Raw genomic sequence first — 21,726 nt, forward strand, 5'->3', positions numbered from 1 at the left:
CCGGTCGGCCCCGTTGCGCTTTTCCGGAACTTCCCTCGTCAAGGCATGAAAGTTGTTCTGCACGAGCGGTAATCGGACATCGTGTGAACCGCGGGAAAGTGTCTTGTAAACGTCTTGTGTCACCGTCAGAAACGAGCGGGCAATCATCACCCAGTAGAGTCACGCTCGCCCTGAAAAATCTCCTCCGATCACTAGGTTGGATGCGTGAGCGCACAGGATTTGCCACTGGAACTTCGCCGTGCGTTGGCGGCTGTCGCCCGAGTGCCACGGCTGCTGGTCGCTTCGGACTATGACGGGACCATCGCGCCCATCGTGTCCGACCCCGCGAAGGCCTATCCCCATAGGGAGTCCGTGAGTGCGTTGCGCGCGCTCGCCGGACTCACCGGTACCACCGCCGCCGTCATCTCCGGACGGGCGCTGCGTGATCTCGCGGCCCTGTCCCGGCTGCCCGTAGAGGTGCAGTTGATCGGAAGTCACGGTTCCGAATTCGATGTCGGATTCGTGCACGCCATCGACAATGACGCCAAACAGCTACTGCGCGAAGTGCAGTCGACGCTGACCCAGATCGCACAGGACAATCCCGGTGCGTCGGTCGAGACCAAACCGGCCAGCATCGCACTGCACGTGCGCAATGCCAGTCCCGAAATCGGCCGTCGCGCAGTGGTTCAGGTCCGTCAGGGTCCGGGCAGCTGGGTCGGCGTACAGACCACCGAGGGCAAGGAAGTCATCGAACTCGCGGTCGTCGAGACCGACAAGGGCGCGGCCCTGGATATCGTCCGGCATCAGCAGGGCGCCTCCGCCGCGGTCTTCTTCGGCGATGACGTCACCGACGAGAAGGCGTTCAAGCGCCTCTCCGGACCGGACGTCGGCATCAAGGTCGGCGACGGTGAGAGCCTCGCCAAATATCACGTATCCAGCACCGAGGATGTCTCCACGGCCCTCGCCTTCCTGCTCGAGGAGCGGCGCACCTGGCTGGCAGGAGCCTCCGCCCCTCGAATCGAACGGCTGACCATGCTGGCCAGCCCGCGCTCCAAAGCCCTTGTCACACCGGACGGCACCATCACCTGGCTGTGCCATCCCGAACCCGATTCGGCCGCGGTCTTCGCGCACCTGCTCGGCGGAGCGGGCGCGGGCCACTTCAGCATTCAGCCCGAACGCACCGGCCTGCCGCTCTCGCAGCGGTACAAGGACGGCACCATGACCGTCGAAACCCGTTGGGCCAGTCTGCAAGTGGTGGATTACCTACCGCACGATGTGGTGCCGGAGCGGACCGACCTCACCCGTGTCATCACCGGTGACGCCAAGGCGGTCATCACCTTCGCACCGCGACCCGAATTCGGTCAGGTGCCGGTGCGCATCGTGCGCGACAGCGCCGGACTGCGCGTGCAGGGCACCAATGATCCACTCGTACTGCGCTCCCCGGGCGTGGACTGGGTCATTATCGACGAGGGCAATCACCACACCGCCCGCGCCGTCGTGGACCCGCGACAGGGCCCGATCGTGCTCGAAATGCGCTGCGGCACCTCCGATCTCGCGCCCTGCATGACACCCGAGGCGGACCGGCGACGCGAAGCCGAACGGTACTGGGCGGATTGGGCCGGGGAACTGGAACTTCCGCCGCTCAAACCGGATCTGATGAAACGCTCCGCGCTCACCCTGCGCGGACTCGTGCACGCACCGTCCGGATCGATTCTGGCGGCGGCCACCACCTCGCTGCCCGAGGACATCGGCGGCGTGCGCAACTGGGACTACCGCTACTGCTGGCTGCGCGACGCCTCGCTCACCGCGTCCGCGCTGGTATCGCTCGGCTCGGTCGGCGAGGCCGAGGAACTGCTCGCCTGGGTGCACCGGGTCCTGGAAACCCTGCCCGGACCCGAGCGATTGCACCCGCTGTATACGCTCTACGGCGAAACCCTGCCGCCCGAGGCCGTCATCGACCAGCTGCCCGGCTACGCCGGTTCCCGGCCGGTCCGCGTCGGCAACGCGGCGAATATGCAGGTGCAGCTCGACGTGTTCGGACCCATCGTCGACCTCATCTCACAACTCGCGCACACCCGCGAACGCAAGGGCATCACCGACCCGAAAAAGGCGCTGCCGGACCCGGATTGGGAGCTCGTGCACGCCATGGTCTCCGCCGTACAGCGGCGCTGGCGCGAACCCGACCACGGCATCTGGGAGATCCGCGGCAACCCGCGGCACCACGTGTACTCCAAGGTCATGGGCTGGCTCACCGCCGATCGGGCGATTACCCTCGCCCGGCAATTCGACCGGCCCATCGAACCCGACTGGGAGAAACTGCGCGACACCATCGCCGGTGAGGTCAGGGTCGAGGGCTGGAGCGAAGAGGTCCAGTCCTACACCGCCGCCTACGACGGCACCGACCTGGACGCCGCCACCCTGCACATCGGGCTGAGCGGTCTGATCGATCCGTCCGACCCGCGCTTCGCCGCCACCGTCGTGGCGACCGAAGCCGAATTGCGCAGTGGCTCAACGGTGTACCGCTACCACCACGACGACGGACTGCCCGGCGGCGAGGGTGGCTTCCACCTCTGCGCCGCCTGGCTGGTCGAGGCGTACCTGCTCATCGGCAAGCGCGAGGACGCCGAGGCGCTCTTCGCCCAACTCGTCGACGTGGCAGGACCTACCGGACTCCTGTCCGAGGAGTACGACCCGGTCGCCGAACGATCGCTCGGCAACCACCCGCAGGCCTACAGCCACCTAGGCCTGCTCCGCTGCGCCCAGCTGCTCAGCCAGCCGGTCGCGGCAATGACGTAGCGCGCAACCGAAACGACGTAAGCCGAAAGAACCCCGTGAACACTGTTCGCGGGGTTCTTTGCTGTTCGGGGACGTCTGAAACGTGTCCACCACCACACCGACCGGTCTGGGTTGGGTCGAAGCGGGCACTTGCGCTACCTTTTAATGGCAATCGTTTTCGTTTCTGTTAAGAGTGTTTCAGGAGTACCGTCGCGTGACCAGAAGCTTTGCCAAGGGATTCGCCGTGCTCGCCGCCGGACTAGCCACCGTCGCCACCCTGAGCGCCTGCGGATCCTCGAAGACCGATTCCGGACTGACCATCGTCGCCTCCACCAACGTCTGGGGAGATATCGCCAAGACCGTCGCGGGCCCCGACGCCAAGGTCGAATCCCTGATCGACGACCCGGCCCTCGACCCGCACTCGCACGAGGTCAGCCCGGTACAGGCCGCGCAGATCAGCGACGCCGACCTCATCGTCTACAACGGCGGCGGCTACGACGAATTCATCGACAAGGCCATCTCCGGCAAGAACAAGCGCACCGTCAACGCCGTGGACATCGCCGGCGAGGACTCGCACGGCGGCGAAGCCGGCACTGCGAAGACCGAGACCGGTCACGATCACTCCGGCGGTAACGAGCACGTCTGGTACGACGCGCATATCGTCGGCCACGTCGCCGAGCACATTGCCGAAACCCTCGGCGCCATCGACCCGGACCACAAGCAGGGCTACGCCGATCGCGCCGTCGCCTTCGCCGCCCAGCTGAGCGGTATCGAGGCCATTACCGCCGAGATCGCCGCCGAGCACCCGAACCAGCCGGTCCTGCAGACCGAGCCGCTCGCCTACTACATGCTGCTCGACGCCAAGGCCGCCGATCGCACCCCGCACGCCTTCCAGGAGGCCATCGAGCAGGGCACCGACCCCTCCCCCTCCGATGTGGCGGCGGTCCGGGACCTGCTGTCCGGCAAGCAGGTTCGTGCGCTGGTCTACAACATCCAGACCGAGGACAAGATCACCGAAGACGTGCGGGCAATCGCCCAGTCCGCTGGTATCCCGGTCGTCGAGATCACCGAAACCCTCCCTCGGGGCCTGGATTACATCCAATGGATGACCCGCAATGCCCAGGCCCTCGCCACGGCCCTCGCCTAGTCCTCGCAGCCGGGAGCAGCACCATGAAAGCCGACCCAGTCGTCGAAACATTCATCACCCCAACGGAATCCGTCGACAGCCCACGCCCGGTGCCGACCAGCGCACCGAAATCCACTCCTGCGGTGCGGCTTTCGAACGCACGACTGGCGTACGGGCAGCGGACACTGTGGTCCGGACTGGATCTCGAGGTGACACCGGGCGAATTCATCGCGGTGCTCGGACCCAACGGGTCGGGTAAGACGTCGCTGCTGAAGATGCTGCTGGGCCAGGTCGCACTCTCCGAGGGCACCGCCGAGATCGCGGGTTCGCCCGCGCGACTGGGCAATTCGGATATCGGTTACGTGCCGCAGCAGAAGACCATGGACTCCGGAGTGCAATTGCGCGGCGTCGATCTGGTCGGGCTCGGCGTGGACGGGCACCGCTGGGGACTCGGCTTCCGCGGGCGCAAGGAACGCAAACGCCGAGTGGCACAGGCGATCGCGGATGTCGGCGCGGAGAAGTACGCGTACGCGCCCATCGACGCGCTCTCCGGCGGCGAACAGCAGCGACTACGCGTGGCGCAAGCGCTCGCGGGCGATCCGCGCGTACTGCTCTGCGATGAGCCCCTGCTCTCGCTCGACCTCGCCAATCAACGCCTCGTCTCCGAGCTCATCGACAAGCGGCGGCGCACCCACGACACCGCGGTGCTCTTCGTGACGCACGAGATCAATCCCATTCTGCCGCTGGTGGATCGGGTCCTGTACCTGGTCGACGGCAAATTCCGGATCGGCACCCCCGACGAGGTGATGACCTCCGAGGTGCTGTCCGAGCTCTACCGCACCGAGGTCGATGTGCTGCGCGTACGCGGCCGGCTCGTGGTCGTCGGCACCGGCGATGTCATGGACGCCCTCGGCGAAGCCGGCGGCCACTGCCACGGCGGCGATGACCACAGCCGCGCCGAAACCGATGGGGCGCACGCATGATCGACAAACTCTCCGGCGTCCTCTCGAAGATGTTCGACTTCTCCACCACCGCACACCTGATGGGCTACGACTTCGTCCAGCAGGCGGTGCTGGCGGCGGCACTGCTCGGCCTGCTCGCCGGTGCCATCGGGCCGCTGATCATCAGCCGTCAGATGTCCTTCGCGGTACACGGCACCAGCGAGCTCTCACTCACCGGCGCGGCGGCGGCACTGCTCGCCGGGGTCGGCGTGGGCGTCGGCGCGATCGCGGGCTCGGTGGTCGCCGCGGTCCTGTTCGGCGTGCTGGGTTCCCGTGCCCGCGAACGGGATTCGGTCATCGCCGTGGTGCTGTCCTTCGGCCTCGGCCTGTCGGTGCTGTTCCTGTGGCTCGGCCCCGAACGCGCGGGCTCGAAATTCTCGCTGCTCACCGGTCAGGTGGTGAGCGTCGGTTACAGCGGCCTCACCCTGCTGACCACCTGCACCGTCGGCGTCCTGATCGTGCTGGCCGCCGTCTACCGCCCGCTGCTGTTCGCCAGCTCCGACCCGGAAGTCGCGGTGGCACGCGGGGTTCCGGTGCGCGCTCTTTCCATCGTGTTCGCCGTCCTGCTCGGCATCACCGCCGCCTTCGGCGTCCAGATCGTCGGCGCACTCCTGGTACTGGCGCTGCTCATCACCCCCGCCGCGGCCGCCGCCCAACTCACGGCGAGCCCGGTCCGCGCAACGATTCTCGCGATCGTCTTCGCGGAAACCGCCGCGGTGGGCGGCATCCTGCTCTCCCTGGCCCCCGGCGTCCCGGTATCGACCTTCGTCACCACCATCTCGTTCACCATCTACCTGGTCTGCCGAGTCATCGGTTCCCGCACCAGAACCCGCCGCCGCGCACTGGTCACCGCCTGACCCATCCACTCGCGATCTGCCGCGTGAGGGGCCGCAGATCGCGAACGGGACCTGATGGCGGTGTGGCTACTCGCAAGCCGCCGTCAGGTCCCGTTGATCTTGGTTTACGCGCCGCCCTCACCCGCGAGGGCGAAGAGGCCGTCGGGGGTCTGCTCGATCAGGCCGTCCGTGAGGAGGGAGTCCAGGGCGCGGTCGCGTTGGCCGGTGTCGCGAGTCCAGGCCAGATCCAAGCGGATTCGCTCGACGGGGCCGGAGGCGTCGCGGAGTACATCCAGGAGGCGGCCGCGCGCCTGACGGTCGGTGCCCTCGTACTTCTGGGTGCGGCGCACCACATCCGAGGCGGGGCGGCCCGCGGTGATCCAGGCGCAGGACGGGAGTGGGCAGCGTTCGCAGTCGGGGGTGCGGGCGGTGCAGATGGTCGCGCCGAGCTCCATGAGGGCCGCGGAGAAGACGGCGGCGCGGTCCACCCGAACGGGGAGCAGGGCCGCGGTTTCGCCCAGATCGCGGGCGGCGGGATTGCCCGCTTCGGCGCGGCCGTGCACCGCGCGCGCCACCACACGGCGAACATTGGTGTCCACCACCGGGACTCGCTGACCATAGGCGAAACAGGCCACCGCACGAGCGGTGTAGTCGCCGATACCGGGCAGGCTCAGCAGTACATCCACATCGGCAGGCACCTCGTCGCCGTGCTGTTCGGCGAGTACGCGCGCGCACTCGTGCAGGCGCAGCGCGCGCCGGGGGTAGCCGAGTTTGCCCCAGGCCCGCAATACTTCACCCTGTGGCGCGGCGGCCATGGCCGAGGGCACCGGCCAGCGCGCCACCCATTCACGCCAAATGGGTTCCACCCGCACGACGGGGGTCTGCTGCAGCATGATCTCGCTCATCAAGATCTGCCAGGCGGTCACGCCCGAACGTCGCCACGGCAGGTCACGAGCGGTTTCCCGATACCAGTCGATGAGAGTATCGCTGTCCATGGTCATTCGATCCTTGTCACCAGCTCACCGGTTCGGCAGTCGCACGGCCAGAACGTAGTTGCCGGACCTTAACGTCCCGGACTCGCCGGTAACCGCTCCGATATGGAAAATGAGACACATGCCGCATAACAACCCGATCAGCGCCTGGAAAGCTCTCCGCGAAGGCAATGAACGCTTCGTCAACGGGACGTTGCAGCATCCTAGCCAAAGCGCCTTCGATCGAGCCAAGCTCCTCGGCGGTCAGCAACCCGGCGCGATTCTGTTCGGCTGCGGCGACTCCCGCGTGGCCGCCGAGATCATCTTCGATCAGGGACTCGGCGATATGTTCGTGGTGCGCACCGCGGGTCACGTGGTGGACTCCTCGGTCCTCGGCTCCATCGAATACGGCGTGCAGGTACTGCACGTTCCGCTCATCGTGGTGCTCGGGCACGACAGCTGCGGCGCGGTCCGCGCCACCATCGACGCCCTGGACCACGGCAATGTGCCCGGCGGATTCATTCGCAGTGTGGTGGAGCGCGTCACCCCGTCCATTCTGATCGGCCGCCGCGAGGGGCTGAGCTCGGTCGACGAGCTGGAGGCCCGGCACGTCGAGGAGACCGCCCGCCTGCTCATGCAGCGCTCGATGATCATCTCCCAGCGCGTGGCGACCGGCGAATGCGCCATCGCCTGCGTCACTTACAACCTCGCGGAGGGGCAGACCAGGCTGCACCGCGTGATCGGCAATATCGGCGAGGTCGTCTAGCCTTCGAGCGCCGAGATCGCCTGTGCCCGCTGCGAATACGACGGACACGGTTTTCGAGAGTGAGCTGGTCGCCCGCATAAAACGCCGAAATGTACCTGGCACGTGGGCTCTTTCACCTCCGACACGCCGAGACCCTGCGGCGGACACACCCGACGGTGCCCTTACCGTTGTCAGCGTGCTGGAACCGAATGGACCACTGCCGCCGGAAATCTACTGGCGCCGTCGCCTGGTCGCGATCGGCGCGATCGCGGTCGCCCTGCTACTGGTGATCTGGGTGGCCTTCGCGCTATTGCGCAGCGGCGGCGGTGAGGAGAAGAAAGCCGACGCCAAAGTGCCCACCTCCGCTCCCGGCGCGACCAACAAACCCGCCGGGAGCTCCTCGGGTGCACCCGATTCGGGCTCGGCCAAACCGTCGGCGAGCACCGTCAGCGGTAGCGCGGCCCCGATCGCGGGCGCGGGTGCGGGCCAGTGCTCGGATCAGTCGCTGGCCGTGAAGGTGAATGTCGGGCAGCCCACCTACAAGACCGGTGAGCAGCCGGTCTTCGGCATTGTCATCACCAATATCTCCAGCTCGGCGTGTGAGCGGGATATGGGTTCGGGCCTGCAGCTGGTTTCGGTGCAATCCCTCGACGGCCAGCGCCGCCTCTGGGCCTCCACCGACTGCTACCCGGACGGCACCCCCGATATGCGCACCCTCATGCCCGGCCAGCAGGCGGCCTTCACCGTCACCTGGTCCGGCTCCACCTCCCAGCCCGGCTGCGCCGGCGAACGTGTCCCGGTACCCGCGGGCCCCTACACCGTTGTCGCCCAACTGGGTTCGGTGCGCAGCGCACCGGAACCCTTCAATATCGCCTGATACGAGCAGCTTTCAGCACGAAGGCCGGATCCCGAATGGGATCCGGCCTTCGCCGTTGGAACAGAACCGTTTCCGGCGCGGAGTCCGGATTCGGCGGTTCGTCAGTCCTCCTCGGCCCCGGCCTTCGCCCGGGCGCGGCGCGGGTGCCGCAGCCCGCTGGCGGCAAGGGCCGCACTGAGATCCGCGACCTCGTGCACCTTGATGGTGCGACCCGCTCGATCCACACCGGTCGGCACCAGCGCCTCGGTGAACCCCAGCCGCTCCGCCTCGGCCAGGCGGCGGGTCAATCCGGTCACCTGCCGCACCTCGCCCGCCAGCCCCACCTCACCGAGCACCACCATGCCCGGGCGCAGCGCGTGATCCTGGCTCGCACTCGCAATGGCAAGGGCGACAGCCAGATCCGCTGCGGGCTCTGTGAGCCGCATTCCGCCTACGGTGGCCGCGTAGACGTCCTGCTTACCCACATAGACCCCGCAGCGGCTCTGCAGGACAGCCAGGACCATGGAAACGCGGTTGTAGTCCAGCCCGCTCACCGCGCGACGCGGGGCGGGCACCTGGGTGTCGACGGTGAGGCCCTGCACCTCGCCGAGCATGGGCCGCTTCCCGTCCATGGCCACCGTGACCGCGGTACCCGGCACCGCCGTACCCCGGTGATGCAGGAACAGCCCGGAAGGATCATCCACACAGGCGATTCCGGACTCACGCATTTCGAAGCAGCCCACCTCGTCGGTGCTGCCGAAACGATTCTTGATCCCACGCACCATGCGCAGCGTCGAATGCTTGTCCCCCTCGAACTGCAGCACCACATCCACCAGATGCTCGAGCGTGCGCGGCCCCGCCACCGAACCGTCCTTGGTGACATGCCCGACCAGCAGCACCGCGATACCCGTGGCCTTGGCCAGCGAGGTGAGCGCCGCCGTCACCGAGCGCACCTGGGTGACACCGCCGATCACACCGTCCACATCGGCGGCCAGCATGGTCTGCACCGAATCGACCACCAGCAGCGAGGGCCGCACCTGTTCGACATGCCCGAGAATCGTCGCCAGATCGGATTCGGCCGCGAGATAGACCTTCTCGTGCACCGCCCCCGTGCGGTCCGCCCGCAACCGCACCTGCCCCGCCGACTCCTCCGCGGTCACGTACAGCGCGATCTCATCGCGCGCCCGCGCCCACCGATGCGACACCTCGAGCAGCAGCGTCGACTTCCCGACCCCCGGCTCCCCCGACAACAGCACCACCGACCCGGGCACGATGCCCCCGCCCAGCACCCGATCCAACTCCGACACACCGGTGGTGCGCGCGAAAGTCGTCTTCGAATCGATACTCGAAATAGGCGTGGCCGCCGTACTCGGCAGCATGGCCCGCCGCCCCACCGCCACCGTGGCCGACGACGCCACCACCTCCTCGACCGTGCCCCACGCCTCGCACGCCGGACACCGCCCCACCCATTTGGCGACCTCATTCGCGCAATCAGCGCACCGATACAGCGATTTCACCTTGGCCACGCGCGCAGCCTAATTACCGCCCCCGACAGAAACTCGCGCCGCACTCGGCGATTCCACCGCCACGCACTCCGACACGCCCGGCAAACACCGTGCCGAATATTTTCTGTCGAAAACGACCGCACCCGCCTCGGTAATCCGAAGCGGGTGCGGTAGAAGCGAATTCGAGCCGAGCGCATTGCCCGGAACGATTTCAGGCTCAGTGGCCGGACTTGGTTTCTTCCTTGGCCGGTTCCGGGCGCGGGTTGTTCGATCCGGCGTCGACCGGAACGTTCACCACGACGGTGCCCGCTTCCTTGAAGATGAAGGTGACCGGGTAGGTCAGTCCGGGGGTGACGTCCTTGGTCAGCCCGGTGACCTCGACCAGCAGCGGCTTCTCGTTCGGGTCGCTGACCTTGTCGGAAGCGGGCTCGGTCGCGTGCTGGTCGTGCGTGGGAGCCGCGCCGTGCTCTTCCTTATCGGCCGTCGACAGATCCGACACCAGGACGGTCTGCGGCTTGATCTCGGCCTTGCCGTTGATCTTCACCTGGCCCAGCTCGGTGGTGATGCCGACGAGTTCGTCGTTCTTCGCCTCGCCGAGGTTGGCGGCGCTGAACGCCAGCACGGCCTTACCGCCCTTGGCGTTGTCGTACTCCTCGGTCTGCGGCAGCAGGAAGCGCACGTCCCGCAGCGCGACCTTGCCGACGTTCGCGGAATTGCCGTTCACGGCCGCGACCTGGTGCGCGGTCTGCGAGATCTGACCGGCGCCGCAACCCGTCAACGCGAGCACCGCGCCCGCAGCGAGTGCAGCAACCGTCATGGCACGCCGGCGCGTCTTGGACGCGGTGGTGGCTTTCAGGGCAGTCACGGGTTGTTCCTCCATGTCGACCGGTCTCACTCCACTATGCAGAGTAGTAGTCAAGAAGAGTAATGCGTGTGTTCCCACGCCTCTCGCGGGGGCGGCTATACGGAATGTCGTGTATGCCTGGAGGGCTCGCGCATATGTCTTCGAACGCAACTGAGCGGTATCCCGTTATGCCACAACAAGATGCACACACTTCGGCGGTTGTCAACCCCCACCGCTGGCTCGTTGTGGCCCTGACCTGCACCGTTGATCGCGCCGTTACCGAGTCGCATGTTAAACTGTGAACATCGAAAGGGGCACGGGACACATGATTTTTAAGGTCGGAGACACCGTCGTTTACCCCCACCACGGAGCGGCGCTGATCGAAGCAATCGAAACCCGCACCATCAAGGGTGTACAAAAGGAGTATCTGGTCCTGAAGGTCGCTCAAGGCGACCTGACCGTTCGGGTTCCCGCAGAGAACGCAGAGTATGTCGGCGTCCGCGACGTCGTCGGCCAGGAGGGCCTGGACAAGGTCTTCCAGGTGCTCCGCGCACCGCACACCGAAGAGCCCACCAACTGGTCTCGCCGTTACAAGGCCAACCTCGAGAAGCTCGCCTCCGGCGATGTGAACAAGGTGGCCGAGGTCGTTCGCGACCTGTGGCGTCGGGAGCAGGACCGCGGCCTGTCCGCCGGTGAGAAGCGCATGCTGGCCAAGGCCCGGCAGATTCTCGTCGGTGAACTCGCACTCGCGGAGGGCACCGATGATGTTCGTGCCGAGACCCTGCTCGACGAGGTTCTCGCCGCGGCTTCCTGATCGTGAACGCATTACACGGTGAAAGCCGTGTCGTAGCGCTGGTCCCTGCCGCCGGTATGGGCGTGCGCCTGGGTGAGAACAAGCCCAAGGCGTTCGTTCCAGTCGGCGGCAGTCCCATGCTCGCACTGGCAGTGGCCGGCCTGATCGCCTCCGGGTCCGTCGATGAAGTTGTGGTTATGGTGCCCGCCGAACTCCTCGACCAGACCCGCGCACTGCTGCCCGTGAGCTCCACCCCCGTGCACGTGGTGCCCGGGGGCAGTGAGCGCACCGATTCCGTCCGGGCCGGGCTCGACGCCGCCCCCGACGCCACTTTCGTACTCGTGCACGATGCCGCCCGCGCCCTCACACCGCCCGCGCTGATCGCCCGCGTGGTGGCCGAGCTGCGCGCGGGCGCACAGGCCGTGATTCCGGCGCTGCCCGTCACCGACACCATCAAATCCGTGGATGCCACGGGTGCGGTGACCGGGACGCCGGATCGTGCCGGATTGCGTGCCATTCAAACTCCGCAGGGCTTCGAGGCGCGGCTGCTGCGCGCGGCCTATGCCACCGGTACCCAGGCGACCGATGACGCGGGCCTGGTCGAGTTGCTCGGCGCGACCGTGCGCACGGTGCCCGGCGATGTCCTGGCCTTCAAGATCACTACGCCGCTCGACCTGGTACTCGCCAATACACTGGTGGCACAGGGCAGTTCGAATGGCACGCGGGAGGCGGTGACAACGCGATGATCGACCCCACCTCCATGCGTGTGGGCATCGGCAGCGATGTGCACCCGATCCAGCCCGGCCGGGACTGCTGGATGGCCGGCCTGCTCTTCGACAGTGACAGCGGCTGCGAAGGCCACTCCGACGGGGATGTCGCCGCGCACGCACTCTGCGACGCGCTGCTCTCCGCCGCAGGTCTCGGCGATGTCGGCGCGATCTTCGGCACCGGCCGTCCCGAATGGGAGGGCGTATCCGGCGCGGCCATGTTGAAGGAAGTGCGGCGGCTGCTGGATGAGTCCGGCTTCACAATTGTCAATGCGGCTGTACAAGTAATTGGTAATCGTCCCAAGATCGGTCCGCGCCGCGCCGAAGCACAAAAGGTACTCGGCGAAATTCTGGGCGCACCGGTTTCGGTCTCCGGCACCACTACCGACGGGCTGGGACTCACCGGTCGCGGCGAAGGCGTGGCATCGGTGGCCACCGCACTGCTGTGTTGTCGGTCCTCCTGTGTTGTCGGCACTGAATAGCCGCAATCGGTTCGGCCTCGAACCCCCTGATTCGGAAATCCCCGGTCGCGGCGAACCTCGAGCCGTATCCGCCCGTATTCCGCCATATCTCACCAACTAGGATGCTCTGTCGTGACTCTGCGCCTTTTCGACACCGAGACGCGGACCCTGCGTGAATTCACGCCGCTGGTCCCCGGCCACGCTTCGGTGTACCTGTGTGGCGCGACCGTGCAGGGTGAACCCCACATCGGACATGTGCGCAGTGGCGTCGCCTTCGACGTGCTGCGACGGTGGTTGTCCGCCAATGGTTTCGATGTAGCCTTCATCCGCAATGTCACCGATATCGACGACAAGATTCTGAACAAGGCGGCCGAGCACGGGCGGCCGTGGTGGGAGTGGGCGGCCACGCACGAGCGGGCCTTCGACCGCGCCTACGAGACGCTCGGGGTGCTGCCGCCCTCGGCCGAGCCGCGCGCCACCGGGCACATCACGCAGATGGTGCAGATGATGGAGCGGCTCATCGAGCGTGGGCACGCGTACCCGTCCGAGGGCAATGTCTACTTCGATGTGCTGAGTTTTCCCGACTACGGCAAGCTCTCCGGGCACAAGCTCGACGACGTGCATCAGGGTGAGAGCCTGGGAACCGGCAAGAAGGACACGCGCGACTTCACGCTCTGGAAGGCCGCCAAACCCGGTGAGCCGAGCTGGCCTTCGCCGTGGGGTCCGGGACGACCCGGCTGGCATTTGGAATGCTCCGCGATGGCCGAGTTCTATCTCGGAGCGGAATTCGATATTCATTGCGGCGGAATGGATTTGATTTTCCCGCACCACGAGAACGAAATCGCGCAGTCGCAGGCCGCCGGGGACGGGTTCGCCCGCTACTGGCTGCACAACGGCTGGGTGACGCTCTCGGGCGAGAAGATGTCGAAATCGCTCGGCAATACGCTCTCCATTCCGGCGGTGCTGGAGCGGGTCGGTGTGCGCGCGGTCGAATTGCGGTTCTATCTGGGCAGTGCGGGCTACCGGTCCATGCTGGAGTACTCCGATCAGGCGCTGTCCGAGGCCGCGGCCTCCTATCAGCGCATCGAGGCGTTCGTGCAGCGGGTGGTCGAGCGAGCGGGGGCGGTTCCGGTCGGAGCCTGGACCCCGGGCTTCGCCGACGCGCTGAACGACGATCTCGGAGTTCCCAAGGCGCTGGCCGAGATTCACGGTGCCGTGAACGAGGGCAATAAGGCGCTGGACGCCAACGACCTCGATGCCGCGCGCGGGATCGCCGGTCAGGTGCGGGCAATGCTGGGCGTCCTCGGCGTGGATCCCCTCGATCCGCACTGGGCAGCGCCCGCCGATAATTCTTCCGCTATCGCCGCCCTCGATGTGCTCATCGGGGCGGAATTGGAACGGCGGCAGCAGGCCCGCGCCGATAAGGACTGGCCCGCCGCCGACGCGGTGCGTGATCGGCTCAAGAAAGCGGGGGTGGAGGTCACCGACACTCCCCGCGGGCCGGAATGGGCATTGACCAAGGAAGAACGCTGAATTCGGCCGGGTTTCCCGGCTGGAAAGGTCTCGGGCAACCTCGAGGCGAGACGCGACGCGGCGCACGGCCGCGTTGGAATATTGGGGCGCAGCCGTTCGCTGCGCCGACCGGATGCAGGTATCCCGCATGATCGACGTGGCGCGGGTTCTCCCGTGACCGGCCGACCGCGGGATTCCCGCGTAATACGGAAGGCGAAGTAATGGCAGGCAATTCAGCGCGCCGCGGTGCGATTCGGAAGACCGGCACCAAGAAGGGGCAGGTCGTCGGCTCCGGCGGTAAGCGCCGCCGGGGACTCGAGGGCAAGGGCGCGACCCCGCCCGCCGTGGAGCGCACCAAGCATCCCGCCGCCAAGCGTGCCAAGGCCGCGTCCAAGGCGCAGACGGCGGCCGCGAACGCGCGCACCCGCAATGCGGGCCGGCCGATCGCCGGGCGTAAGGACAACGAGGGTCCGGAGCTCGTGCTCGGCCGCAACCCGGTGGTGGAGTGCCTGCGCGCCGGCGTGCCCGCGACCGCGCTGTACGTCGCGGTCGGCACCGAGAACGACGACCGGCTCACCGAGGCCGTGAAGATCGCCGCCGATACCGGCATCTCGATCCTGGAACTGCCGCGCACCGACCTCGACAAGATGAGCCATAACGCGATGCACCAGGGCCTGGCCCTGCAGGTGCCGCCGTACCGGTACGCGCATCCGGACGATCTGGTGGAGCGGGTGCGCGCCTCGGGCGAACCGGCGATGCTGGTGGCCCTGGACAATATCTCCGATCCGCGCAACCTCGGCGCGGTCATCCGTTCGGTGGCGGCGTTCGGCGGTCACGGCGTGGTGATTCCGCAGCGCCGCAGTGCCAGTGTCACCGCCGTCGCCTGGCGCACCAGTGCGGGCGCGGCGGCCCGGCTGCCCGTCGCCCGGGCCACCAATCTCACTCGCACGCTGAAGGATTGGGCCAGCCAGGGCTACCAGATCGTCGGCCTGGACGCGGGCGGCGATACCGAACTGGACAGCTTCGACGGCACCGCGCCGACGGTCATCGTGGTCGGGTCCGAGGGCAAGGGCCTGTCCCGCCTGGTTCGCGAGACCTGCGACGCCATCATCAGCATTCCGATGGCCGGTCCGGTGGAGTCCCTCAATGCCTCCGTCGCGGCGGGTGTGGTGCTCGCGGATGTGGCACGACAGCGCCGGATCTAGCCGGTAACCACCGCGGCGACCCGAAACCCGCTGCGGGAAAATAGTATTCGCGAAACGCCCCGCTCCCGTCCGGAGCGGGGCGTTCGCGTCGTCCTGACCTGCGACGGGTGAAGTGGCGCGGGGCAAGACCGCGCGTCAGCATGCCGTGGAACGGGTGCGGAACGTAAAATCACGCTGTGGTGATCCCTCAGCAGCCCATCGGCGCGCCTACCGAGCACGAGAACGCGACGGCGGTGTTGCTATTGGGAGCGCTCAGCGTGTTCTGCTGTGGCGCACTGGGACCGCTCGCCTGGGCCATGGGGCGGCGGGCCCTCAATGACATCGAGGCGTCCGGCGGCGCGTACGGCGGACGCATCCAGGTGATGGTCGGCTACGTGCTGGGGATTGTCGGCACCATCCTGATGGTGGTCATCGGGATCATCTTCTTCATGATGGCCATCAGCGGAAAGGCTTGAGCCGCAAGCTCAGTCGAGACCCGGGCGGGGTTCGCCACCGGTCACCGCGTCCCAGGCGGGCCATTCAGCGCTGACGCTGCCGGTCCACTTGGGCGGACGCCGGTCCTTGAGCGCGGCTACACCCTCACCGCCGTCGGCACTCTGGGCCACATAGTCGTTGAGCTCGGTCTCCAAGCGCCCCACCGTCTCCGGGGTCATGGTGGGGGCCTCCCACAGCAGCCGCTTGGACAGCGCGACGGGCAGCGGGGCCGAGCCGTGCGCGATATCGTGCGCCACCGCCAGCGCGGTCGGCAGTACCTCGGTGGCCGGGAGACAGGAGTTGGCGACGCCGAGCGCACGCGCCTCGTCACCGTCGAAGGTGCGACCGGTGAGCAGCAGATCGGCGGCATTGGCGCTGCCGACCAACCGGGGCAGCGTCCAATGCGCGTACCCGTCCGCGAGCGCGCCGCGCCGAACCTGGTTGAGCCCGTACACCGCATCGCGTGCCACATAGCGCAGATCGCACTGCAGCGCGATCTCCAGGCCGATGCCGACCGCGTGCCCGTTCACCGCCGCGATGACGGGCTTGCGAATCCGGAACGGCGGCGGATCGATGAGCCCGTTCACCTCACCGACCTTCAACGACAGATCCGCGCCCGCGCAGAAGGCGGGCGGGGTGCCGGTGATCACGACCGCGCCGATGGCGTCCTCGGTATCGCAGCGCCGCAGCGCCACGCCCAGCGCCGACGCCATCGCGGGGGTGAGCGCGTTCTGCTGAGAGGGGCGATTGAGCGTGAGCACAGCGACCCCGTCGGACACGTCCACATGCAGTTCCGAACTCATGCAGTGCAGTCTAAAGGCGAGCCGATTCAACCACGCAGGATCTGACGGCCGATCGCGTACTTGTGCACCTCGGTGGGGCCGTCGTACAGGCGGAACGCGCGCATATCGCGGAAGATCATCTCCACCACCGTCTCATCGCTGATGCCGATGCCGCCGAGCACCTGCACGCAGCGGTCGGTGACCTTGAAGAGTTCCTCGGAGACATAGGACTTCGCGATGGAGCTCTCATGGCGCGCCTTCTCGCCCTGATCCATCAGCCAGCAGGCGTGCCAGATGGTGAGCCGGCACTGGTGCAGCGCGATCTCGTTGTCCGCCAACATGAATGACACACCCTCATGCTCACCGATGGTCTTGCCGAAGGCGGTGCGGGTCTTGGCGTAGTCGATCGCGATGGACTGTGCGCGCTCGGCCGCGCCCAGCCAGCGCATGCAGTGTGTGAGCCGTGCGGGCGCGAGCCGCAACTGGGCGTAGCGCAGCGCCTGACCGGTCTCGCCGAGCACGGATTCCCTGGGCAGCACCAGGTTCTCGAAGTTCACCACCGCGTGGCCGCCGACGTAATTGCGGTCCATGGTGTTCATGATGCGTTCGATGACAATGCCGGGTGAGTCGCCGTCGCAGAGGAACAGGGTCGGGCCCGCGGGCAGGTGCGGGTTATCGGCCAAGCGCGCCATGATGATCCAGGTCTTCGCGCCGTCGGCTCCGGTGATCAACCATTTGCGGCCGTTGACGGTGAAGTTCTCGCCGTCGAAGACGGCCTCGGTGGTCAGCTGGTTCGGATCCGAGCCCGCGCCGTTCGGTTCGGTCATGGCGAAGACCGAGCGCTGGTGCCCGTCGATGACCGGCCGCAGAAAGCGTTCTGTCTGTTCGGGATTCGCGACTTTGGCAAGCAGGAACATATTGCCCTCGTCGGGGGCCGCGCAGTTCATGGCGACCGGGCCGAGGGTAGACCAACCGGCCGCCTCGTAGATGACGGCCTGCTCGATATGGCTGAGCCCGCGCCCGCCGAGCGCGACGGGGGCCTGCACGGTGAGCAGCTTCTCCGCGCGCGCCAATTCGACCAATTCCTGGCGTAATTCGTCATTGGGGCCGTGCGCGGTCAGCCTCGGGTCACGCTCGTAGGGGACGATCTTGTCGATGACGAACTGCCGCACCCGATCGCGTTCGGCGGCGAGTTCGGCGGGAATCGTGAAATCGATCATCGTTGGTCACCATTCATTCCGGGTTGCGTCGGAGCCGAGCATACGACGCAGTCACCGGCAGACTGAAGGCACCCGCCATCAAACCAGGACGCGGCGCAGGAAATCCTCGACTTCGGCCCGGTAGGCGGCGGGTTGATCATCGTGCACGAGATGCCCCGCGTCGGCGATCACCACATGCCGGGCAGCGGGATGCACCGCCGCCATCTCACCCATCTGCCCGGGCGGGGTGATGGTGTACTCGCCCTCGATGAGCAGGGTCGGGACGGTGATCGATTTCCACTGACTCCAGAAATCGCGGGTCCCCCACTCCTCGGAGATATCGCGGAAGGTTTCGACCGCACCGTGCAGCCGGTACCCGTCCGGACCGGGCGTGAACGAGTCCAGGAAGTACTGTCCGGCAACCGGACCGAAGAACTCCAGCACCGCCCGCTCGGTCGGGAAAGGCACCGGCCAGGCGCCGACCATGGCCGCCCAATCCGCGGCGGTCCGGCCCTGGAAATCCGGGGCCATATCCTCCACCACCAGCGCGCGCACCCGCTCCGGATACGCCGCGGTGAACATCCAGCCGTGCAGGCCGCCCATCGAATGCCCGATCACCACCATCGGTTCGGCGATCCCCGCGGTGGCGGCGGCGAGATCCGCCACGAACGCCTCGGTGCTGAGCTCCGCCGGTACGGGCCGCCCGTGCCCCGCCGCGTCGAAGGTGTAGACATGCCCGAAGCCGCGCAGCCACGCCAACTGCCGGTTCCAGGTGCGCGCACTGCCCATCAGGCCGTGCAGCAACAGGATTGGGGCCCCGCTCCCGCCCGCGTCGCGCAGCGGGCCGTCTTCGTCAACCAACACGCCACCAATCTAGGACGCGCGCACCATTCGGTGGTGCGCTGCCCCATCGGGCGGCGGGCGTAGCCTCGGATCCATGGCAGTCGTCAAGATCAACGCTATCGAGGTCCCCGAGGGTTCCGGCCCCGAGTTGGAGAAGCGCTTCGCCCATCGCGCGCACGCCGTCGAGGGCTCCCCCGGTTTCCTGGGCTTCCAGCTGCTCCGCCCAGTCTCCGGGGACAACCGGTATTTCGTTGTCACGCACTGGGATTCGAACGACTCGTTCGAGGCGTGGCGGGACGGCCCGGCGCGCGAGGCGCACGCGGGCGGCGAGAACCGTAAGCCCGTCTCCACCGGCGCCTCGCTGCTGGAGTTCGAGGTCGTGCTGGACGTGCCCGCCAAGAACGCCTGAGGGCCACCTGAGAATGCCTGCTCAGCCCGTGTGTTGACGCAGGGCCGACGGGGATGTCACAGTTCGGGGTGAAGTAAAGCGACGGTGACGCGTAACCCGGTGGGAATCCGGGGCGGTCGCGCCACTGTATCCAAGCATCGACTCGGGGTCCTCGGATCGCGGACAGGTGCCGGGAGAGCCAGACACCGGCACCGTCGCACCCAACTCGCGGGGACGCGAAATCCCCTAGGAGGACTCGATGGCAATAATCCATACCCCGGCTCGATCCGGCGACGCGCTCACCGCGTTGCTCATCTCGGCCGGTGTCGTTCTACTGGCATTGCTCACGCTGTACCTGGTCGGCTTCGATCAGGGTGCGATCTCGCGCAGCGGCATGTACATGCACGAGCTCATGCACGATGGACGGCACCTGCTGGGTGTTCCGTGCCACTGAACGAATCCCAGGCTCTGACTGGTTCGCTCAAAACGCTGTTGCTCCGCGGTCTGCTGGCCGGCCTCATCGCAGGTCTGCTGGCAGCCTCCGTGGGTTTCTTCATCGGAGAACCCAAGGTGGACGCGGCAATCGCCATCGAGGAATCACACTCTCAGACTGTTGAAACGCATTCGCATGACGCCACTCCCGCCGAGCAGGTGAACGGGCACGCGCACGGCGACGAGGCGGAACCCCTCGTGAGCCGCACCGGTCAGAAGGCCGGACAATTCCTGGCGCTGGGCCTGTTCGGTCTGGCCGTGGGCGCACTGCTCGCGGTGGTCGCCAATGTGGCGCGCCGGTACACCACGATCGCCGGACCGCGCCTCGTACTGCTGCTCGCGGGTGGCGGCTGGCTCGCCATTGTCGCGGTGCCGTTCTTCAAATACCCGGCCAATCCCCCGGCCGTCGGCGAACCGGACACCATCGATCAGCGCACCTGGTTGTGGGTGGCCGTGGTGCTGCTCGGTTTCGCGGCCGTCGGCGGGGCCGTCTACGTATTCAAGGCGCTGCGAAACCAGTTGGGCACGGTGCGATTGATCGGTTCGGTGCTGACATTCATCGCGGTGACCGCGATCGGATACATCGTGCTGCCGGGTATCAACGAGGTGAAATCCGATTTCCCGGCGACGCTGCTGTGGCAGTTCCGCGCGGCCTCGCTGGCGGAGACCGGCACGCTGTGGCTGACGCTCGGACTCGGCTTCGCGGCGCTGACCGAATTCGCGAGCCGTAAGACAAGCGAGATCGGCGCGGCGGCACGGTAATTCCGGGCCGAAGAACGAACGAAACGGGCAGTGCCATTGCGGCACTGCCCGTTTTGTATTTCGAAGCTCAGGATTCGAAGGTCGCGTCCAGCTCGATCTCGTCCACGCCCGCGAGCGCCTTGGAGACGGGGCAGCCCGCCTTGGCGGCAGCGGCGGCGGCCAGGAAGCCGTCGGCGTCGATGCCGGAGGCGCGGCCGACCACGGTCAGCTTGATCTTGGAGATGCGGAAACCACCGGCCGGGTCCGGGCTCAGGGTGACATCGGCGGTCACATCCAGGCTCTCCGGAGTGCCACCGGCGGCGGCGATCTGACCCGACAGGGCCATGGAGTAGCAGGAGGAGTGCGCGGCGGCGATCAGCTCTTCCGGGCTGGTGGTGCCGTCGGCATTGTCGGCCGCGCGCTTGGGGAAGCTGACGTCGTACTTGCCGACGCCGGAACTGACCAGTTCGACCTGGCCGGAGCCTTCTTGCAGACTGCCGGTCCAGGCGGTGCGAGCGGAACGTGTAGGCATCGCTGTCCTTTCGAGAGGGGAGGGGAAACTCGGGGATCTCAGGGGCGGCGCCCCCGAACCCCCCGCAAAGTCTTTCGCGTCCGAACCTACCCCGCCGGTTTCAGCTGACCGCGAGGGTTCGCTGATCCCACCGATCCAGGACTTGCGGCCAGGACTTCTCGTGCCGGTCGCGGGCGGCGGCGCTGGGGAATCCGGCGTGCGTGAGCAGCAGCGCGCTACCCGCGCCGAGCGCCGAGAGTTCCAGGGTGAGAACGGTTTCCGCGCCCTCGGTGCCACCGGGACCGGTCACCCAGGTCAATTCGACCAGGCGGTCCGGGATCAGGCGCAGGAAACGCCCGTAGTGCGGGTGCCCGCCGCCCGCGGTGAAGAAGAACGGTTCGTTCACCGCGGGGCGCATGCGCACCGAACCCGGGTCGGCGAACCAGAGACCCAATTGCCGAGTGGCCATGCGATACAGCTCATCGGGCGAAGCGGACATAATGTGTTCCACGGCAAGGGAGAAGGGGCGCGCGGAGAGGTCGGGAGGCCGGATCGGCGCAGCGTCCATGGCCGAGCACGATACCGGCCGGCGCGCGGTTCACTCGGGATTGGTCACCCGTGCCAGCACTATGCCGCCGATGATCAACGAAAGCGCCAGCACCCGGCCCACACTCAGTGGATCGCGCTGCACGATCACACCCAGGCCGATGGCTCCGACCGCGCCGATTCCGGTGAAGATCGCATACGCGGTACCGACCGGCAGGGTCTGCATGGCATAGGAGAGCAGGTACACCGCGATCGCCATGAGCACGAAGCAGATCAGGGTGGCCAGCGGTTTCGTGAAATTCTGTGTCGGCTTGATGGATTGGGACCAGGCGATCTCCACCAGACCGGCGATGCCCAGCACGAGCCAGTTCATC

The 21,726-nt window shown here is 67.1% G+C and carries 24 protein-coding genes; 15 read left to right on the top strand and 9 right to left on the bottom strand.

Translation table 11 applies throughout. The annotated features are described in order from the left end of the window. Positions 1–204: 204 nt before the first annotated feature. From otsB to GFY24_RS23645, 4 genes are all read left to right on the top strand, one after another. Positions 205–2,775 (top strand): trehalose-phosphatase, encoded by a 2,571-nt coding sequence (gene otsB, locus GFY24_RS23630; RefSeq protein WP_309231242.1) that lies wholly within the window; start codon positions 205–207, stop codon positions 2,773–2,775. A gap of 193 nt (positions 2,776–2,968) precedes the next feature. Next, entirely contained in the window at positions 2,969–3,901 is a 933-nt protein-coding gene (locus GFY24_RS23635; RefSeq protein ID WP_309231243.1) for a metal ABC transporter solute-binding protein, Zn/Mn family, read from the top strand. A gap of 23 nt (positions 3,902–3,924) precedes the next feature. Continuing rightward, positions 3,925–4,863, top strand: coding sequence for a metal ABC transporter ATP-binding protein (locus tag GFY24_RS23640; RefSeq protein ID WP_153807268.1), 939 nt, complete (start codon positions 3,925–3,927; stop codon positions 4,861–4,863). Then, positions 4,860–5,738, top strand: a complete 879-nt coding sequence (locus GFY24_RS23645) for a metal ABC transporter permease (RefSeq protein WP_153807269.1) — start codon at positions 4,860–4,862, stop codon at positions 5,736–5,738. Before GFY24_RS23640 ends, GFY24_RS23645 begins: the two co-directional genes overlap by 4 nt. A 104-nt stretch (positions 5,739–5,842) precedes the next feature. Here the strand turns inward: GFY24_RS23645 and GFY24_RS23650 are convergent, their stop codons facing one another. Next, a complete protein-coding gene (locus tag GFY24_RS23650) occupies positions 5,843–6,718 on the bottom strand; it encodes an A/G-specific adenine glycosylase (protein WP_153807270.1) in 876 nt (291 codons plus the stop codon). Positions 6,719–6,830: 112 nt separating this feature from the next. Between GFY24_RS23650 and GFY24_RS23655 the strand changes: the two genes are divergently transcribed. Together GFY24_RS23655 and GFY24_RS23660 are read left to right on the top strand one after the other, a co-directional pair. After that, positions 6,831–7,454: a carbonic anhydrase gene (locus GFY24_RS23655; RefSeq protein WP_153807271.1), complete on the top strand. Its 624-nt coding sequence runs from the start codon at positions 6,831–6,833 to the stop codon at positions 7,452–7,454. 175 nt (positions 7,455–7,629) lie between these two features. Further along, the gene (locus GFY24_RS23660; RefSeq protein ID WP_309231244.1) at positions 7,630–8,310 is read left to right on the top strand and encodes a hypothetical protein; all 681 of its coding nucleotides are present in this window, start codon (positions 7,630–7,632) and stop codon (positions 8,308–8,310) included. A 101-nt stretch (positions 8,311–8,411) separates the two neighbouring features. Here the strand turns inward: GFY24_RS23660 and radA are convergent, their stop codons facing one another. Together radA and GFY24_RS23670 are read right to left on the bottom strand one after the other, a co-directional pair. After that, positions 8,412–9,815 (bottom strand): DNA repair protein RadA, encoded by a 1,404-nt coding sequence (gene radA, locus GFY24_RS23665; RefSeq protein ID WP_309231245.1) that lies wholly within the window; start codon positions 9,813–9,815, stop codon positions 8,412–8,414. 196 nt (positions 9,816–10,011) lie between these two features. Beyond that, the gene (locus GFY24_RS23670) at positions 10,012–10,659 is read right to left on the bottom strand and encodes a hypothetical protein (protein ID WP_309231246.1); all 648 of its coding nucleotides are present in this window, start codon (positions 10,657–10,659) and stop codon (positions 10,012–10,014) included. Positions 10,660–10,963: 304 nt separating this feature from the next. Between GFY24_RS23670 and carD the strand changes: the two genes are divergently transcribed. From carD to GFY24_RS23700, 6 genes are all read left to right on the top strand, one after another. Next, entirely contained in the window at positions 10,964–11,452 is a 489-nt protein-coding gene (carD, locus tag GFY24_RS23675; protein WP_067569016.1) for an RNA polymerase-binding transcription factor CarD, read from the top strand. A 2-nt stretch (positions 11,453–11,454) separates the two neighbouring features. Continuing rightward, positions 11,455–12,177 carry a 2-C-methyl-D-erythritol 4-phosphate cytidylyltransferase gene (gene ispD, locus GFY24_RS23680; RefSeq protein ID WP_309231247.1) on the top strand — a complete coding sequence of 241 codons (723 nt, stop codon included), beginning with the start codon at positions 11,455–11,457 and terminating at the stop codon, positions 12,175–12,177. A 14-nt stretch (positions 12,178–12,191) separates the two neighbouring features. After that, positions 12,192–12,680, top strand: coding sequence for a 2-C-methyl-D-erythritol 2,4-cyclodiphosphate synthase (gene ispF / locus GFY24_RS23685; protein WP_153807367.1), 489 nt, complete (start codon positions 12,192–12,194; stop codon positions 12,678–12,680). A gap of 111 nt (positions 12,681–12,791) precedes the next feature. Beyond that, positions 12,792–14,192, top strand: a complete 1,401-nt coding sequence (cysS, locus tag GFY24_RS23690; RefSeq protein ID WP_309231248.1) for a cysteine--tRNA ligase — start codon at positions 12,792–12,794, stop codon at positions 14,190–14,192. 200 nt (positions 14,193–14,392) lie between these two features. Beyond that, on the top strand, positions 14,393–15,376 hold the full coding sequence (gene rlmB, locus GFY24_RS23695) for a 23S rRNA (guanosine(2251)-2'-O)-methyltransferase RlmB (protein ID WP_153807272.1): 984 nt from the start codon (positions 14,393–14,395) through the stop codon (positions 15,374–15,376). A gap of 176 nt (positions 15,377–15,552) precedes the next feature. Next, entirely contained in the window at positions 15,553–15,831 is a 279-nt protein-coding gene (locus GFY24_RS23700) for a DUF4190 domain-containing protein (protein WP_309231249.1), read from the top strand. 9 nt (positions 15,832–15,840) lie between these two features. Here the strand turns inward: GFY24_RS23700 and GFY24_RS23705 are convergent, their stop codons facing one another. The 3 genes from GFY24_RS23705 to GFY24_RS23715 form a co-directional block, all read right to left on the bottom strand. Beyond that, complete coding sequence (locus tag GFY24_RS23705; RefSeq protein ID WP_153807273.1) at positions 15,841–16,653, bottom strand: enoyl-CoA hydratase/isomerase family protein; 813 nt, start codon at positions 16,651–16,653, stop codon at positions 15,841–15,843. A 26-nt stretch (positions 16,654–16,679) separates the two neighbouring features. Next, on the bottom strand, positions 16,680–17,852 hold the full coding sequence (locus GFY24_RS23710; RefSeq protein WP_153807274.1) for an acyl-CoA dehydrogenase family protein: 1,173 nt from the start codon (positions 17,850–17,852) through the stop codon (positions 16,680–16,682). Between the two features lie 78 nt (positions 17,853–17,930). Continuing rightward, complete coding sequence (locus GFY24_RS23715) at positions 17,931–18,695, bottom strand: alpha/beta hydrolase (RefSeq protein WP_309231250.1); 765 nt, start codon at positions 18,693–18,695, stop codon at positions 17,931–17,933. A gap of 73 nt (positions 18,696–18,768) precedes the next feature. Between GFY24_RS23715 and GFY24_RS23720 the strand changes: the two genes are divergently transcribed. The 3 genes from GFY24_RS23720 to GFY24_RS23730 all read left to right on the top strand — a co-directional run bounded on the left by GFY24_RS23720 (position 18,769) and on the right by GFY24_RS23730 (position 20,316). Further along, complete coding sequence (locus GFY24_RS23720; RefSeq protein WP_153807275.1) at positions 18,769–19,083, top strand: antibiotic biosynthesis monooxygenase; 315 nt, start codon at positions 18,769–18,771, stop codon at positions 19,081–19,083. A gap of 238 nt (positions 19,084–19,321) precedes the next feature. After that, a complete protein-coding gene (locus GFY24_RS23725) occupies positions 19,322–19,516 on the top strand; it encodes a CbtB-domain containing protein (RefSeq protein WP_153807276.1) in 195 nt (64 codons plus the stop codon). Continuing rightward, positions 19,507–20,316, top strand: a complete 810-nt coding sequence (locus tag GFY24_RS23730) for a CbtA family protein (RefSeq protein WP_309231251.1) — start codon at positions 19,507–19,509, stop codon at positions 20,314–20,316. Before GFY24_RS23725 ends, GFY24_RS23730 begins: the two co-directional genes overlap by 10 nt. A gap of 67 nt (positions 20,317–20,383) precedes the next feature. Here the strand turns inward: GFY24_RS23730 and GFY24_RS23735 are convergent, their stop codons facing one another. From GFY24_RS23735 to GFY24_RS23745, 3 genes are all read right to left on the bottom strand, one after another. Then, positions 20,384–20,827: an OsmC family peroxiredoxin gene (locus tag GFY24_RS23735; RefSeq protein ID WP_153807277.1), complete on the bottom strand. Its 444-nt coding sequence runs from the start codon at positions 20,825–20,827 to the stop codon at positions 20,384–20,386. Positions 20,828–20,927: 100 nt separating this feature from the next. Then, a complete protein-coding gene (locus GFY24_RS23740; protein WP_153807278.1) occupies positions 20,928–21,374 on the bottom strand; it encodes an SRPBCC domain-containing protein in 447 nt (148 codons plus the stop codon). Between the two features lie 30 nt (positions 21,375–21,404). Beyond that, positions 21,405–21,725, bottom strand: coding sequence for a multidrug efflux SMR transporter (locus GFY24_RS23745; RefSeq protein ID WP_153807279.1), 321 nt, complete (start codon positions 21,723–21,725; stop codon positions 21,405–21,407). Position 21,726: the final 1 nt, after the last annotated feature.

Origin of the sequence: Nocardia sp. SYP-A9097, assembly GCF_009649815.1 — a bacterium.
Classification (GTDB): domain Bacteria; phylum Actinomycetota; class Actinomycetes; order Mycobacteriales; family Mycobacteriaceae; genus Nocardia.